Below are 14,973 nucleotides of genomic sequence, written 5' to 3' on the forward strand. Positions count from 1 at the left end.
TCTTCGAGGTCCCTCTACACAGGAGTGGAGCCATGCTCACTTTCATTCTGCGGCGGTCAGTTTCGGGTGTGATCCTGATCGTCGCGATCACGGTCATCGCCTTCACACTGCTGTATCTCGGCAGCGGCAACATCGCCCGCTCGATCCTCGGCCAGAACGCCACCAATGAGGTGGTCGCGCAGAAGACCGCGGAACTCGGGCTCGACAGACCACTCCCCGCTCAGTTCTGGGACTGGCTTAGTTCCGCCGCAACCGGCGATCTCGGTCGCTCCTGGTTCACCGGCCAGCTCGTGTCGGTCCAGCTCTCCAGCCGACTCTCGGTGACGCTGTCGATCGTCATCGGATCCATCATCCTCACCGCGATCTTCTCGGTGGTCCTCGGCATCGTCGCCGCTCGCCGCGACGGAGCGGTGGACGGCGCCATCCAGTTCCTCTCGATCCTCGGCTTCGCGATCCCCGGCTTCCTCATCGCCCTGTTCCTGGTGCTGCTGTTCGCCATCAATCTGCAGTGGTTCAAAGCGACCGGGTACATCCCCATCACTCAGTCCTTCACGGGGTGGCTCAGCAGCGTGACACTGCCCATCATCGCCCTCGCGATCGGCGGGGTGGCGACCATCGCTCAGCAGGTGCGCGGTTCCATCATCGATGGACTCTCCCGCGACTATGTGCGCACGCTGCGCAGCAGGGGCCTCAGCTCGAATCGCGTGGTGTACAAGCACGTGCTGCGCAATGCCGGGGGGCCCGCGCTCTCACTTCTCGCCGTGCAGTTCGTCGGCATGATCGGTGGCGCGGTCATCGTCGAGCAGATCTTCGCCCTCCCCGGAATCGGCTCGCTCACGGTGCAGGCGACGGCACAGGGCGACATCCCGGTCGTGATGGGGATCGTCGTCGTCACCGCGATCATCGCGGTGGTCGTCAACCTTCTCATCGACCTAGCGCAGGCTGCGCTCAACCCGAAGGTGCGACTGTCATGACCACCATCGAAGTCTCTCCAACCACCGCGACAGCGGGTACGGACCGCCTGCTGAGGAAGCTGCTGCGCAACCCGGTGGCTCTGATCTCGCTGATCCTCCTCGCTCTCGTCGTGGTGATCGCTCTCATCGGGCCGCTCCTCGCGCCGTACTCCCCCAACCCCGCTGACCTTCAGTCGATCCTGAAACCGCCGAGCACCGAGCACCTGCTCGGGACCGACAGCGCCGGGCGCGATGTGCTGTCGCGGATGCTCGTCGCGACGCAGATCAGCGTCGCTGCCGCACTCCTCGCTGTCCTCACCGCTCTGGTGCTCGGCGTCACGTCCGGGCTGATCGCCGGGTACTACCAGGGCTGGTTCGACAACCTGGCGTCGTGGGCGACCTCACTGGTGATGGCGCTGCCGGCCATGGTGATTCTGCTCGCGGCGCGCGCAGCGATCGGGCCTTCCGTCTGGATCTCGATGATCATCTTCGGCGTCGTGCTGTCACCCGCATACTTCCGACTGGTCTACACGATGGTGACTGCCGTCAGATCAGAACTCTATGTCGATGCCGCACGGGTGTCGGGACTGAGCGATCTGCGAATCATCGGCCGCCACGTCCTGTCGGTCGTCCGGGCACCGATCATCATCCAGACCGCTGTGGTCGCGATCATCGCGATCGGGATCCAGTCCGGACTCGAGTTCCTCGGGCTCGGCGATGCCTCGGTCCCCACCTGGGGAGGGATGCTGCAGGACGCCTTCACGAAGATGTACGTCGGTCCCCTGCTCATGCTGTGGCCATCACTCGCGATCGGGCTGACGAGCATCGCGTCGATGCTGCTCGCGAATGCGATCCGTGACGTGATCGAACGCACCGTCGTGGTGCGCCGCAAGCGTCGTCGCGCGGTGACCAGCCGCACCGGTTCTGTCGCCGCAGTCACGACGAACACCGACCTCGCCGACCTGGGCGACGAGGTCGACATCGTCACCCGCGATGGTGAGCCGATCGTTCATGACGAAGACGCGCGGACCGCCGCCCGATCTTCGGAGCCGCTCCTGCGCATCACGGACCTCCGTGTTGGCTACCAGCAGCCGGATGGCACCTCGACCGAGGTGGTGCACGGCGTCTCCCTCGACGTCCGCAAGGGAGAGGTGCATGGACTGATCGGCGAGTCCGGCTCCGGGAAGTCGCAGACCGCGTTCGCGGTCCTCGGCCTGCTCCCCAAAGGCGGCAGCATCACGGCGGGATCGATCGACTACGAAGGGACGCGCCTGGAGAACGGGGATGACGGCGTCTACGCCGGCATCCGCGGTCGTCGCATCGGCTATATCCCGCAGGAGCCGATGAGCAACCTCGACCAGTCGTTCACGATCGGCAGCCAGCTGACGGAACCGCTGCGGATGTCCCTCGGGATGAGCAGGAAAGAGGCCAGGGACAAGGCGCTCTCGCTGCTCGAACGAGTCGGCATCCCGAACCCGGTGCGCACCTTCCAGGCCTACCCTTTCGAGATCTCGGGCGGTATGGCGCAGCGGGTGCTCATCGCGGGAGCGGTTTCGACCGATCCCGACCTGATCATCGCCGACGAGCCGACGACCGCGCTCGACGTCACGGTGCAGGCCGAAGTACTCGACCTGCTGCGCGATCTGCAGGCTGAGCGCGAACTGGCGATCCTCCTGGTCACACACAACTTCGGTGTCGTCGCCGACCTGTGCGACCGCGTCACGGTCATGCAGAGCGGTATGTTCATCGAGACAGGCCCGGTGCGCGCGATCCTGCAGCGCCCCGAGCACCCGTACACGAAGTCGTTGCTCGCGTCGATCCTCGACGAGGGCCCCGCCCGTCCGCCGTTGGCCACCACCGGCGGCCGCGCATCTCAGGGAGGCATCGCGTGAGCGAGTCGCTGCTGACCGTCGACGACCTCGTCGTCGAGTACCCGGGCAAGGGGTTCCGGGCAAAACCCTTCCAGGCGCTGAAGGGCGTCTCGATCGACATCAAACCCGCCGAAACGGTCGGTCTGGTCGGCGAGTCCGGCTCAGGGAAGACCACGCTCGGCCGCGCCGTGCTAGGACTCGCTCCCGTCACCGGCGGGAAGATCACTTACGACTCTCGGGACATCAGCCAGCTCCGCCGGGCTGAACGGCGAGCGCTCAGCTCTGAGATCCAAGTCGTCTTCCAAGACCCGTATTCGTCGCTGAATCCCTCGCTGACGATCGAGCAGATCCTCGCCGAGCCGCTCCAGGCTCGAGGCGTCGACGCGAACACCGCCAAGACTCGCGTCCGCGACCTGCTGGATCATGTCGGGCTCCCGTCGGGCGCGCGCAGCCGTCTGCCGCGGGAATTCTCCGGCGGGCAACGTCAACGCATCGCGATCGCGCGAGCGCTCGCGCTCGCGCCGAAGCTCATCGTGTGCGACGAGCCCGTCTCGGCGCTGGACCTGTCGACCCAAGCGCGCGTGCTGGACCTGTTCATCGAGATCCAGGAGCGCACCGGCGTCTCCTACCTCTTCATCACGCACGACCTCGCCGTCGTCCGCCACATCAGTCACAGGGTGGCGGTGATGTATCACGGCGAGATCGTCGAGACCGGCGACGGCGACCAGGTCACGGCTCGTCCCGCCCACCCATACACACAGCGACTGTTCATGGCGTCACCGGTGCCCGACCCCGATAAGCAGGAAGCCCGACGGCTCGAACGACGCGCACTGCTGAACACGGACGACGCCCCCGCGTGATCTCGCTTCCCGGTGGGCACACGCCGTGAGCACGTGCCCATCGGGAGTCCAATCGATCTCCCCCGCACGACGAAGGACCCTTCTTTGACTTCCCCCACCGATCATCTCCTGCCCCTGCTAGCGAAGCTCACCCTCGAAGAGAAGGCTGCGCTCATCCAGGGTGCCGACTTCTGGACGACGGTTCCCCTCCCCTCGATCGGGCTGCGCGCGATGACGCTGTCTGACGGGCCCGCAGGTGTCCGTGGGCCCCGCTGGGATGAGCGCGATCCCTCCCTCAACCTGCCCTCCGGATCTGCACTCGCGGCATCGTGGGATGTCGATCTCGCGTACCGATATGGAGCTGCCGCGGCATCCGAGGCACGACGCAAGGGTGTCGACGTCGTGCTCGGCCCGACCATCAATCTGCAGCGCACACCCCTCGGAGGTCGCAACTTCGAGTGTTTCAGCGAAGATCCCGAGCTCACCGCCGCGCTTGCGGCGACCTACGTCGCCGGGCTGCAGGACAACGGCGTCGGAGCCTGCCCGAAGCACTACGTCGCGAACGACTCGGAGACCGACAGGTTCACGGTAGACATCAGGGTCGACGAGCGTCCGCTGCGCGAGGTCTACCTGGCGCCGTTCGAGAGGGCGGTCGAAGCCGGTGCCTGGAGCATCATGAGCGCGTACAACTCTGTCGATGGGGTGACGATGACCGAGAACGACCTGCTCGACAGTCCCCTCAATGACGAGTGGGGCTTCGATGGAGTGGTCATCAGCGATTGGACCGCTGTGCGTAGCCTTGACGCGATCCCAGCCGCACAGGACCTCGCGATGCCGGGACCCGCCCCCGCGTACGACGACCTCCTCGGCGCGATTCGCGACGGTATCGTGCAGGAGTCGGACCTCGATCGCAAGGTTCTGCGTCTACTGCTGTTGGCCGAACGGGTCGGGGCTCTCGGAGACGCGTCTGCGGCGGTCCCTGCTCCCCTCGACGGAATCGCATTTGCGCGCACTGCCGCAATCCAGGGAAGCGTCCTGCTCGCAAACGACGGCACTCTCCCCCTCGACGCAGCGGCGCTCTCGCGAATCGCGCTGATCGGCCACAATGCCCGCGAGGCCCGCACCCAGGGCGGCGGCTCGGCGACGGTGCTTCCTGCACATGTCGTCTCGCCTCTGGAAGGTCTTCGCGAGGCGTTGCCGCACGTGCAGATCGACTACGAGATCGGAGCCGTCGTGCAGGAGGGCGTGTCCCGCTTCCCCCTGGAGACGATCACGAATCCGATCACCGGCGAACCCGGCGCCCGTGTCACGTTCTTCGATGCCGACGGCGAGGAACTCTGCCACGAGGACCGACGCTCGACGGAGTTGATCTGGTTCGGCGGAGACAGCGCACTGGCCGGGGCCGGGACGCTCGAGATCCGTGCGGCCTACACACCCCAGGCATCGGGAACGATTCTGCTCGGATTCTCGGGCTCCAACCCGGGCAAGATCTTCGTGGATGGGGAGCTCGCTCTCCAGGACGCTCCGGTGGCCCGAGGCAACGATCTGGGTGCGGCGATCACGTCACCGGCGTCCGCGACGGTGACGGTGCCGGTCACCGTCGGGATCCCGGTGGATGTGCGGGCCGAGTTCTCTCTCGCCACCGCCGGCACGCTCGCCGGCTCGCTCAGCGTGACGGTGGGGATCGCCCCGGATGACTCCGACCCCGACGGCCTCATCGCTCGTGCGGTGGCCGCCGCAACCGGTGCGGATGTCGCGATCGTGGTCGTCGGCACGAATTCCCGGGTGGAATCCGAGGGGCACGACCGGGAGAACCTTGCTCTTCCCGGCCGCCAGGACGACCTGGTGCGCGCGGTGGCGGCTGTGAATCCACGAACGATCGTGATCGTGAACGCGGGTTCTCCTGTCGCGCTTCCGTGGGCCGGCGAGGTCTCGGCGGTTCTTCACGGATACTTCGGCGGTGAGCAGTTCGGTAGCGCCATCGCGAGCATGATGATCGGCACATCGGAGCCGGGCGGCCGCCTCCCGACGACGTGGCCCGCCGCGCTCTCGGACGCACCGACCACGAATGTGGTTCCCGAGAACGGCAGACTGACCTACGGCGAGGGCATTCACATCGGCTACCGCTCCTGGTTGACCTCTGAGGCGGAGCCGGCGTTCCCCTTCGGACACGGTCTCGGATACACGACCTGGAGTTGGGGGGCGGCGTCCCGCGTCGATGACACGCTCGAGGTGATCCTCGCGAACACAGGCTTACGAGCTGGCAAACAGGTTGTTCAGGTGTATGCAGAGCGCCCCGACTCCACCATCGAGCGTCCCGCCCGATGGCTGGTGGGGTTCGCTGTCGTGCACGCGGCGGCAGGAGAGACCGTCACCGCCACCATCCCGATCGACTCGCGTCGGCTCGCGCACTGGACTGCGCACGGCTGGGGCCTCGAGGAAGGGCATTTCACCCTTCGCGCCGGTGCGTCAGTCCATGATCTCCCCCTTGCCTGTGACTGGGAGCCGCAGCCCGCGATCGGGTGAGTTCTACCAGTCGGACGGAGATCAGCTCCCGTTTGCGGAGACGGGGAGGGTCCGGGGCCGCCACGACTCGCGACGGCCCTCGAACTGCGCGATCTTGTCTTCGTTGCGCAGCGTGAGCCCGATGTCGTCGAGCCCTTCGAGGAGCCGCCAGCGTGTGTGGTCATCCACACCGATGCGGATCTCGTTCTGCCCGATTCGTGCGGTGCGTGCGCTCAGATCGACCGTGATCTCCATCGCGGGCGACAGGCCGATCTCGGCCCAGATGCGCTCGAGATCTTCTTCCGAGATCGTGGCGGCGAGGAGGCCCTGCTTACCGGCGTTGCCGCGGAAGATGTCGCCGAATCGCGGGCTGAGCACCACCTTGAAACCGAAGTCTCGCAATGCCCACACCGCGTGCTCTCGACTCGACCCGGTGCCGAAATCGGGGCCGGCGACCAGGACCGAGGAGCGGCTATAGGCCATGTCGTTAAGCACGAAGTCGGGGTTCTTTCGCCACTCATGGAACAGCGCGTCTTCGAAGCCGGTCTTGGTCACGCGCTTGAGGAAGACCGCGGGGATGATCTGATCGGTGTCGACATTGGAGCGCTTCAGCGGCGCTGCGATGCCGGTATGGGTCGTGAACTTCTCCATGATCAGGCCTCCTCTCCGATGGCGACGAGCAGATCGCCGGGGCTCGACAGCGTGCCGCGGATGGCGGTGGCCGCGGCGACGAGCGGGGACACCAGGTGGGTCCGTCCGCCTTCGCCCTGGCGTCCTTCGAAGTTGCGGTTGGAGGTGGACGCACAACGCTCACCTGGTGCGAGCTGGTCGGGGTTCATCCCCAGGCACATCGAGCAGCCGGCGAACCGCCACTCCGCCCCGAAGTCCGTGATGATCTTGTCCAGACCCTCCGCCTCGGCTTCCAGGCGCACACGCGCGGAACCGGGCACGACCATCACACGGACGCCGTCGGCCTTCTTCTTCCCCTCGATGATCGACGCGAACGCCCTCAGATCCTCGATGCGGCTGTTCGTGCAGGAGCCCATGAACACGGCGTCGACGGGAACCTCCTTAAGGGGCGTACCAGGGGTGAGGCCCATGTACTCCAGCGCCCGCTCTGCCGCGGCACGCTCGTTCGGGTCGACGATGTCGGCGGGGTTCGGTACCGACGACGACAGGGAGCTTCCTTGACCCGGGTTCGTGCCCCAGGTCACGAACGGTTCGAGCTGATCGGCGTCGATGAACACCTCGGCGTCGAACACCGCGCCCTCGTCCGTCGGAAGCGTCCGCCAATAGGCGACCGCATCCGTCCAGTCCTGCCCCTTGGGGGCATGCTGACGACCCTCCAGGTACGCGAAGGTCGTCTCGTCCGGCGCGACCATGCCCGCTCGCGCTCCGGCCTCGATCGACATGTTGCAGATCGTCATCCGGCCCTCCATGGAGAGCGCACGGATCGCACCGCCGCGGTACTCGAGCGCGTAGCCCTGTCCCCCACCGGTGCCGATCTTCGCGATGACGGCCAAGATGATGTCCTTGGCGGTCACGCCCGGACGCAACGTCCCCTCGACATTGATCGCCATGGTCTTGAACGGCTTCAACGACAGCGTTTGCGTGGCCATCACATGCTCGATCTCGCTGGTGCCGATACCGAAGGCCATGGCGCCGAAGGCACCATGGGTTGAGGTATGAGAATCACCGCACACGACCGTCACCCCCGGCATCGTCAAGCCCAGCTGCGGACCCATCACGTGCACGATGCCCTGCTCTGCATCACCCAACGAGTGCAGACGCACTCCGAACTCGGGAGCGTTGCGTCGCAGCGTCTCGATCTGCGTCCGACTGGTCAGGTCCGCGATCGGCTTGTCGATGTCCCACGTCGGGGTGTTGTGGTCCTCGGTGGCGATCGTCAGATCTGGACGACGCAGCGGACGCCCTTCTTTTCGCAAGCCGTCGAACGCCTGCGGGCTGGTGACCTCGTGGACCAGGTGGAGGTCGATGTAGATGAGGTCCGGCTCGCCGTTCTCGCCCTTCACGACGAGGTGGTCGTCCCAGACCTTCTCGGCGAGAGTGCGAGGGTGCGACGGGCGTGCGTCATCACGCATTTCCCCGTCCCCAGATCGTGTTGAGGTGCGACTGCGAGTCGCGTTCGTTCTTCAGCGGACCTCCGACGGCGATGTAGCGTGGACCCGCGATGAGCAGCTCTTCGGCCGGGAACTTCGTGATGACTTCGCAACCGGTCGCCGTGACGACCACTTCTTCTTCGATCCGCGCGGCTCCCCACCCATCAGCGGACGGCCAGTAGGTCTCGAGCGCAAAGACCATGCCCTCTTTGAGCTCTTCCGGGTGGTCGAAGGATGTGAGGCGCGAGAAGATCGGCTTCTCCCAGATCGACAGTCCGACGCCGTGGCCGTACTGCAGAGCGAACGCCGCTTCCTCGTCGGCGAAACCGAACTCCTGAGCGGTGGGCCACACTGCGCAGATGTCGGCCGTCGTCGCCCCCGGCTTCACCAGCGCGATCGCTCGGTCCATGTATTCCCGCGCGCGCGTGTACGCATCCTTCTGCTGTCTCGAGGCCGACCCTACGGCGAAAGTGCGGTAGTAGCAGGTGCGATAGCCATTCCAACTGTGCAGGATGTCGAAGAACGCAGGGTCGCCCGGGCGGATGAGACGATCGCTGAACACGTGAGGGTGCGGCGAGCATCGCTCACCGGAGATCGCGTTCACGCCTTCGACGTACTCGGAGCCGAGGTCGTACAGAGTCTTGGCGACGAGGCCCACGGCCTCGTTCTCGCGCACCCCCGGCCTCAGAAAGCGATAGAGATCCTCATAGGCTGCGTCCACCATCGAGGCTGCCTGAGTGAGCAGTCGGATCTCGTCGTGCGTCTTGATGCGCCGTGCCTCCATGAAGACCTGCTGGCCGTCGACGACTGTGATGCCCTCCTTCTGCAACGCGAAGAGGATGGGAAGCTCGATGACATCGACGCCGAGGGGCTCGTGGGCCACGCCGAACTTCTCGAGCTCGCGCTTGATCTTGCGAGCGACCTCTTGCGCGATGCCCGCATCGGGAGGGAATGCACCGCGGAGCGTGGAGATACCGGCGCGAGCACCGGACTCCAAGCGGGGCCTCTTGGTTCCCTCGTGAGGAGCATGCGGATCCGCGTCCATCTCCGACGACGTCACATCGAGCCACGGGTTGTAGAGCGCATGGTGCTTTGCCGCCGATCCGAAATCCCAGGCGATCGGATCGGTGTTGCGGGTGAGGAGGCTGAACCGGATCAGCTTGTCCATCGCCCAGGTTCCGATGTGAGTCGACGTCATGTAGCGGATGTTCGAGAAGTCGAACGCCAGTATGGCCCCGAGATCCGACGCAGCCAGCTCGTTCTTCAGTTTCCCGAGACGCTCGTCCCGCAGCCGATCGAAATCGACGCGCGCCTCCCAATCGACGCCGTTAGTCCCGGCTGTCCCCGTGCTCTTCATCGAAATTCCCCCTACCTGGACGCGAAACACGCCGCAAATCTAGTTAAGTAAAGTTAGACAGCCGGCGGGGTCAGGTCAGACGATCGGGAGGACGAAACGTGCGTCGTCCTCCCGTCCGAAGATCACCTTGCCGAACGCCTCGTAGCCGCTGGCACCGAGAGTGTGCCCATGGCGCGACGCCGTGGCCTGGTCTCGCCAGATCCGCTGGAGCGGCGACACATCGGCGAAGCCCCCCGAGCCGTGCGCAGTCATCAGGTCGTGGATCATGTTGGTGATCGTCTCGACCACCCACGCGGCCTTCGCGCGCATCTCGATGCGCTCGGCATAGGGCGCGTAGCACCCGGTCTCGGTCGCCTCATAGATCTCGTCGGCGACCTGCGCAGCGACGAGCTCAGCGGCGGCGAGGTCGACAGTCGCCTTCGCGATCGCCGTCTGGAACAGAACGGAGTCCGCCTGCTTCGCATAGCCCGTGTAGGCGATCGGTTTGGTCTCGGCCTTGGCGATCACCAGGTCGAGAGCCGCACGCCCCATTCCGAGGTGCGGCCCGACGAGCTTCATGAACAGCGACGGCACGAAGACCGTTTTGTACGTGGACTCCGGGTTGTCACCGAGATATCTGCCCTCGACGGCCGCGGTCAACGGAAAGACTCGATGCGCAGGCACGAACACGTCTTCGGCGATCTGCATCACGCTCGCTGTCGACTTCATCCCCGCGACGAACCAGTTGTCTTCGTATGTGAGGTCAGCGGTCGGGATGAGCGCGAGGCCGGCGTCGACAACCTCGCCGGCAGCGTTCTTCAGAGGAATTCCGAGCAGCGACCACGTCGCGTGCATGCTGCCGGTACCGTAACCCCACTTGCCGGTGACCCGATACCCGCCGTCGACCGGCTCTGCCTCGGAAGTCGTGGCGAGCACGATCGAGATGAACGAGTCGAGGCCAGAGCCCCAGACGTCCCGCTGTGCACGCTCGTCCATCAGGCCAAGAACCCAAGCGCCGGAATCGAGAATGCCGTCCACCCAGGCCAGGCTGCCGTCGCCGCGGCCGATAGCCCGGGCCACCGCGTGAGCCTCGCGAGTGTTGGCGGCCAGACCGCCGAACTTGGTCGGCGCCGAGATGCTGAAAGCACCGGTTGCAGCGACCGCGTCGAAAACCTCGGGCGAGATGCGCCGGGTCAGATCGGCTTCACGTCCACCCGCGATGAGTTGAGGCCGCAACTGGTCGATCTTCTCGATGATCGCTGCGATCTCGGGCCGAATTGCTGTCGTTGCCATGGAACTCTCCTTGTGGCGTCGCGGTCGGCTGTTCCGGCCGGGGCTTATGCGTTCACCAAGGATGACCGAAGGGGCCAAGACTGTCAAGTGTCACTGCACACTATTTGTGTTGGCACGCGGACAGGTCGCCGCGGACAGGCCATTCGGCATGGCAGATGAGCATGTTGAAGCGCGCAGGGGCAACGGTCGAAGCGAAGAGGCTGGGCGAACGATCAGGGGATCAGGATCGCCGCGATCTCCTCAAGAGATCGAGCCCCGCCGGTGGGAATGGAGCAGTTCCACGAGGCAGCGGTTGAAAACGGATTCAGGCGCTCGCGCCTTCGTGCCTACCGACGACGAACCAGACCCCGCGGGCCGTGACCGCTCCCCGGTTCGCCAACATGTGCGGACGCGAAGACTCGAAGTGAAGCGAATCACCCGGCGACAGCTCGTAAGTGTCGAAATCGAGCTGGAGTGTCAACACGCCTTCGAGCATGTACCCGTACTCGACTCCGGCATGCCGCATCAATCTGCCGTCGATCGAGCTGGAAGCGCCGGGCTCGTAGGTGACGAGCAATGCCTCGACCCCACCGCCCTGCGCCATCGCCAACCGTTCCCAGCGGACGCCGTTCTCCATCTCGATCACCGGGCCTTCGCCCGCGCGCTGGACATCGAACCGCGCGACAGTCGCGGAAGTATCTCTCGAATTATTCGAATCCATGCCGAGGAGGTCGTCTGCCGAGACCTCGAGGAGATTGGCGAGGGCATAGAGCGTGGCCACAGAGGGCTGAGACTTCCCCGTCTCGACCTGCGAGATGAGGCTTGGCGACACCCCGAGCGACTGCGCGACACTCCGAAGGCTCAGGCTCCGCGACTGCCGAGCTTGTCGCAGGCGCGTTCCCAGTTCATCGGCAGCCACAATAGAATCTCCGTTGCCTCAATTTGAGCGATTGGGAAACACTATCGTCTCACGACCGAAATTCGTGCACCCCGACTGCACAGGACGGAGCTGCTCAGACGGCAGCAATCGCGTCGATCTCGATCACGGCGCCGTTGTACAACGACTGCACGCCGACGACCGTGCTCGCAGGCAGCTGGTCTGCATCGATGATCGAGTCGCGGACCCGCCGATAGGCCTGGAGCTTCTCCTCAGTGAGATGCGTGACGTAGACGTTGACGCGCACAAGGTCCGCGAAGGTCGCTCCCCCTCGGTGTAGCGCTTCTTCCAACGCTCCGAAGGTCAACCTGATTGCGCGCTCGTCGTCTTCAGGGAAGGGGACATAAACGCCGGAAACGAAGAGAAGTCCTGACTCGGTGTCCAGGACACTGTCGGAGATCCCGGGAACCACGGGGGCAGGAATTCGGACGAGGCGGTTGCGAGACATGGCGGGCCAATCTGTGTGGGGCACTGAAGTTAAGTCCATCTGGACAGCTTGATCCTCAGACGTCTGATTGTCCAAGATTGGCTGCCGGCGCGTCAATCGATTGCATCCGCTGGTTTTCAACATATTTTCGTTGCGCATCCGATAGGCAGGCATGTACCATGACTGCACGCCGCCAGCAGTGACGCTTACGGTCACTCGAAACCCGAATCCCGAGAAAGACCGGCCATAACCATGAGCGAACGCAAGACCGACTACTCGATCTACTCCCTCGAGTTCTGCCAAGGGACGATGCCTCACGACTTCTTTGGTGGCTCCGGCCTGTACAGCAACGCGGGAACTATTCGTATCCCCATGCTGTACACGCTGCTCATCGGAGGCGAAGTGGGCGGTAAGCAGCACATCGCCCTCGTGGACTGCGGCTTCCGCAACGACTACTGGCTTGACCGCTACCCGTTCCAGAGCTGGGAGAGCCCGGCAGAGGTCCTCGCGAAGGTCGACCTCACGCCCGAAGACATCGACGTCATCCTCGTCTCCCACATGCACTTCGACCACATGGGCAACTTCGAGGCTTTCCCCAACGCGCAGCTCTACGTGCAGTTCGACGAGTACGTCGGTTGGTCGCAGGCGGTGGACCTCGCGAACCAGATGCCGACTGACGCCGATCGGGCGTGGATCTTCTCCTCCTTCGACCCCACCGACCTGACACGCGCCGCCAAGGGAATCGCTGACGGTCGCATCCGATTCGTCAACGGTGACGAGGAACTGCTCCCCGGCGTCACCGCGCGCCTGGCCCGCGACTCCCACACGTTCGGCTCGCAGTGGTTCAAGGTCGAGACGCAGAGTGGACCGTTCGTCGTCGCCGGTGACACCGTGTACTGGTACTCGAACGTCGAGAAGATGTGGACTCCGGGATACGGACAGGGCAACGACTTCAACCTCATCAAGCTCTATAAGACCCTCAAGGAAGAGCTCAAGGACGAGACGAGCCGCATCATCCCCGGCCACGATGTCGACATCGTGCAGCGCTACAAGTCCTGGACGACGGACAGCGGCAACTACGTCATCGAGGTCAACCGACGCGAGAACGAGGCATCGCGGGCACCTGCGAACGCCGGCGTTCTCCTGACCTGATCCCACTACCGCGACCGCGCCTGCACCCGACGACGAGTGGAGGCGCGGCCCTTCGTAAACGTGAAGAGCATCACTGCACAGACAGTGCCCCCCGCTCTGAAGACCAATCCGAACGCTCTGGGAAGACTGTGATGACGAAGAAGACAATCCTGATCGTGGGCGGCTCGAGCGGCATCGGCCTCGAGTTGGCGAAGGACCTGATCGTCTCGGGTGACGACGTCGTCGTCACGAGCCGCTCGCGGGATACCGCCGAACGAACCGCCGACGAGCTCGGCGGCGGCGCACAGGGGTACGCCTTGGATGTGTCCGACCCCGAAGGCATCGCCGATCAGCTCAAAGCCGTCGGCCGGCTCGACGGCGTGGTGCTCAGCGCGATCGAGCGCGACGCGAACACCGTGCGAGACTTCGACGTCGCTCGGGCGACACGGCTCGTCATTCTGAAGCTCGTCGGCTACACCGAGACGATCCACACGCTGCTCGATCGTCTCGAGCCCAGCGTCTCGACCGGAATCGTACTCTTCGGAGGTCGCGGGAAGGACGCGCCGTATCCCGGATCGACGACAGTCTCGACCATCAACGGCGGCGTGGACGGCTTGACGAACACGCTCGCGCTCGAGCTCGCACCGATCCGTGTCAATGCCCTTCACCCCGGCATCATCGGCGACAGCCCCTTCTGGGCCTCGAAGCCCGAGGCCATCATCGACAGCTATCGGAATCGCACTCCCGGTGGTGAGCTCGCGACCATGGCCGACATCGTCGAAGCCACCAAGTTCCTGCTGTTCAACAAGGGAGTGTCGGCGCACAGCCTGAACGTCGACCGCGGGTGGCGGATCAGCTGATCCAGCATCTTCTGTCAGCTTTGTAGCTGGCTGTGGCCGACATCGGCCACGGCCAGCGGACCCGAGGTTGCTCTCTGCACGTGAGCGGCCATAAGCGCTTCCGCCAGGTTTCCATCGCCGGCGGCGATCGCCGCGCTGATCTCGTGGTGATCTCCCCAGAGATGCCTGTTCTCCGGAGTGATGGCCGCGACGTTGATCCACTCGGATCTGCTGGAGAGCGTATGAACGAATGCCTCCAGAATGCTGTTTCCGCACGCCGACGCGATGGCGTCGTGAAAGCGAGAGTTCAGCCGATGCAACCGTGCGACCTCGCCCGCCGCCAGCGCTGCGTCACCCTCCGCGAGTATCGATTCGATCGACTCGAGCTGCGCCTGCGTATGGTGAAGCGCAGCCTCGCGAGCTGTGGGCGGCTCCAAGATGTTCCTCGCAGATCGAACCTCATTCACCACCTCCGCGCTGAGCTCCCGCACCGTCGGCGAACCGTAGAGGCGCAGATCGACGAATCCTTCTGCGGCGAGCGCTCTCAGCGCCTCCCGCACGGGCACGCGGGACACACCGAACCTGTTCGCCAATGACGGCTCTGTCACCCGCGATCCCGGAGTGAGCTCTCCGGTGATCACGAGATCCCGAATGGCATCGACGAGGTCTCGTCCCCTTAGGCTCGGCTGCGCCAAAATGTTCTCCCTCGGAATGCGAGCTAAAGACCAATGTATCCCGCGACC

General features: G+C 64.8%; 13 protein-coding genes. 6 read left to right on the plus strand and 7 right to left on the minus strand.

What is annotated here, in order from left to right:
• The first annotated feature begins 32 nt into the window (after positions 1–32).
• The 4 genes from MRBLWH12_RS10770 (at position 33) to MRBLWH12_RS10785 (ending at position 6,189) form a co-directional block, all read left to right on the plus strand.
• Positions 33–974 (plus strand): ABC transporter permease, encoded by a 942-nt coding sequence (locus MRBLWH12_RS10770; protein ID WP_341977910.1) that lies wholly within the window; start codon positions 33–35, stop codon positions 972–974.
• Entirely contained in the window at positions 971–2,845 is a 1,875-nt protein-coding gene (locus MRBLWH12_RS10775) for a dipeptide/oligopeptide/nickel ABC transporter permease/ATP-binding protein (RefSeq protein ID WP_341977908.1), read from the plus strand. The genes MRBLWH12_RS10770 and MRBLWH12_RS10775 overlap by 4 nt, the downstream gene beginning before the upstream one ends.
• Complete coding sequence (locus MRBLWH12_RS10780) at positions 2,842–3,684, plus strand: ATP-binding cassette domain-containing protein (RefSeq protein ID WP_341977906.1); 843 nt, start codon at positions 2,842–2,844, stop codon at positions 3,682–3,684. The genes MRBLWH12_RS10775 and MRBLWH12_RS10780 overlap by 4 nt, the downstream gene beginning before the upstream one ends.
• 210 nt (positions 3,685–3,894) lie before the next feature.
• A complete protein-coding gene (locus tag MRBLWH12_RS10785) occupies positions 3,895–6,189 on the plus strand; it encodes a beta-glucosidase family protein (RefSeq protein WP_414685045.1) in 2,295 nt (764 codons plus the stop codon).
• Positions 6,190–6,210: 21 nt separating this feature from the next.
• On the opposite strand, the gene leuD is transcribed toward MRBLWH12_RS10785, so the two are convergent.
• From leuD to MRBLWH12_RS10815, 6 genes are all read right to left on the minus strand, one after another.
• Positions 6,211–6,819, minus strand: coding sequence for a 3-isopropylmalate dehydratase small subunit (gene leuD, locus MRBLWH12_RS10790; protein ID WP_341977902.1), 609 nt, complete (start codon positions 6,817–6,819; stop codon positions 6,211–6,213).
• Between the two features lie 2 nt (positions 6,820–6,821).
• Positions 6,822–8,270 (minus strand): 3-isopropylmalate dehydratase large subunit, encoded by a 1,449-nt coding sequence (gene leuC / locus MRBLWH12_RS10795; protein ID WP_341977900.1) that lies wholly within the window; start codon positions 8,268–8,270, stop codon positions 6,822–6,824.
• Positions 8,263–9,645, minus strand: a complete 1,383-nt coding sequence (locus MRBLWH12_RS10800; protein ID WP_363548786.1) for a M24 family metallopeptidase — start codon at positions 9,643–9,645, stop codon at positions 8,263–8,265. Before MRBLWH12_RS10800 ends, leuC begins: the two co-directional genes overlap by 8 nt.
• A 75-nt stretch (positions 9,646–9,720) precedes the next feature.
• A complete protein-coding gene (locus tag MRBLWH12_RS10805) occupies positions 9,721–10,917 on the minus strand; it encodes an acyl-CoA dehydrogenase family protein (RefSeq protein WP_341977896.1) in 1,197 nt (398 codons plus the stop codon).
• Between the two features lie 304 nt (positions 10,918–11,221).
• Entirely contained in the window at positions 11,222–11,815 is a 594-nt protein-coding gene (locus tag MRBLWH12_RS10810; RefSeq protein WP_341977894.1) for a helix-turn-helix domain-containing protein, read from the minus strand.
• 94 nt (positions 11,816–11,909) lie between these two features.
• Complete coding sequence (locus tag MRBLWH12_RS10815) at positions 11,910–12,476, minus strand: RidA family protein (RefSeq protein ID WP_341977892.1); 567 nt, start codon at positions 12,474–12,476, stop codon at positions 11,910–11,912.
• A gap of 36 nt (positions 12,477–12,512) precedes the next feature.
• Here MRBLWH12_RS10815 and MRBLWH12_RS10820 point away from each other — a divergent pair, with 36 nt between their 5' ends.
• Positions 12,513–13,412, plus strand: coding sequence for an N-acyl homoserine lactonase family protein (locus tag MRBLWH12_RS10820; RefSeq protein WP_341977890.1), 900 nt, complete (start codon positions 12,513–12,515; stop codon positions 13,410–13,412).
• A 131-nt stretch (positions 13,413–13,543) separates the two neighbouring features.
• On the plus strand, positions 13,544–14,251 hold the full coding sequence (locus MRBLWH12_RS10825; RefSeq protein WP_341977888.1) for an SDR family NAD(P)-dependent oxidoreductase: 708 nt from the start codon (positions 13,544–13,546) through the stop codon (positions 14,249–14,251).
• A 14-nt stretch (positions 14,252–14,265) separates the two neighbouring features.
• On the opposite strand, the gene MRBLWH12_RS10830 is transcribed toward MRBLWH12_RS10825, so the two are convergent.
• Positions 14,266–14,925: a GntR family transcriptional regulator gene (locus MRBLWH12_RS10830; RefSeq protein ID WP_341977886.1), complete on the minus strand. Its 660-nt coding sequence runs from the start codon at positions 14,923–14,925 to the stop codon at positions 14,266–14,268.
• Positions 14,926–14,973: the final 48 nt, after the last annotated feature.

The sequence above is a fragment of the Microbacterium sp. LWH12-1.2 genome, assembly GCF_040675825.1.
Lineage (GTDB): Bacteria > Actinomycetota > Actinomycetes > Actinomycetales > Microbacteriaceae > Microbacterium.

Coding starts and splice junctions, on each gene's coding strand:
- MRBLWH12_RS10770 (WP_341977910.1), top strand. CDS start 33: ATGCTCACTTTCATTCTGCGGCGGTCAGTTTCGGGTGTGATCCTGATC.
- MRBLWH12_RS10775 (WP_341977908.1), top strand. CDS start 971: ATGACCACCATCGAAGTCTCTCCAACCACCGCGACAGCGGGTACGGAC.
- MRBLWH12_RS10785 (WP_414685045.1), top strand. CDS start 3,895: ATGACGCTGTCTGACGGGCCCGCAGGTGTCCGTGGGCCCCGCTGGGAT.
- leuD (WP_341977902.1), bottom strand. CDS start 6,819: ATGGAGAAGTTCACGACCCATACCGGCATCGCAGCGCCGCTGAAGCGC.
- leuC (WP_341977900.1), bottom strand. CDS start 8,270: ATGCGTGATGACGCACGCCCGTCGCACCCTCGCACTCTCGCCGAGAAG.
- MRBLWH12_RS10800 (WP_363548786.1), bottom strand. CDS start 9,645: ATGAAGAGCACGGGGACAGCCGGGACTAACGGCGTCGATTGGGAGGCG.
- MRBLWH12_RS10805 (WP_341977896.1), bottom strand. CDS start 10,917: ATGGCAACGACAGCAATTCGGCCCGAGATCGCAGCGATCATCGAGAAG.
- MRBLWH12_RS10820 (WP_341977890.1), top strand. CDS start 12,513: ATGAGCGAACGCAAGACCGACTACTCGATCTACTCCCTCGAGTTCTGC.
- MRBLWH12_RS10825 (WP_341977888.1), top strand. CDS start 13,544: ATGACGAAGAAGACAATCCTGATCGTGGGCGGCTCGAGCGGCATCGGC.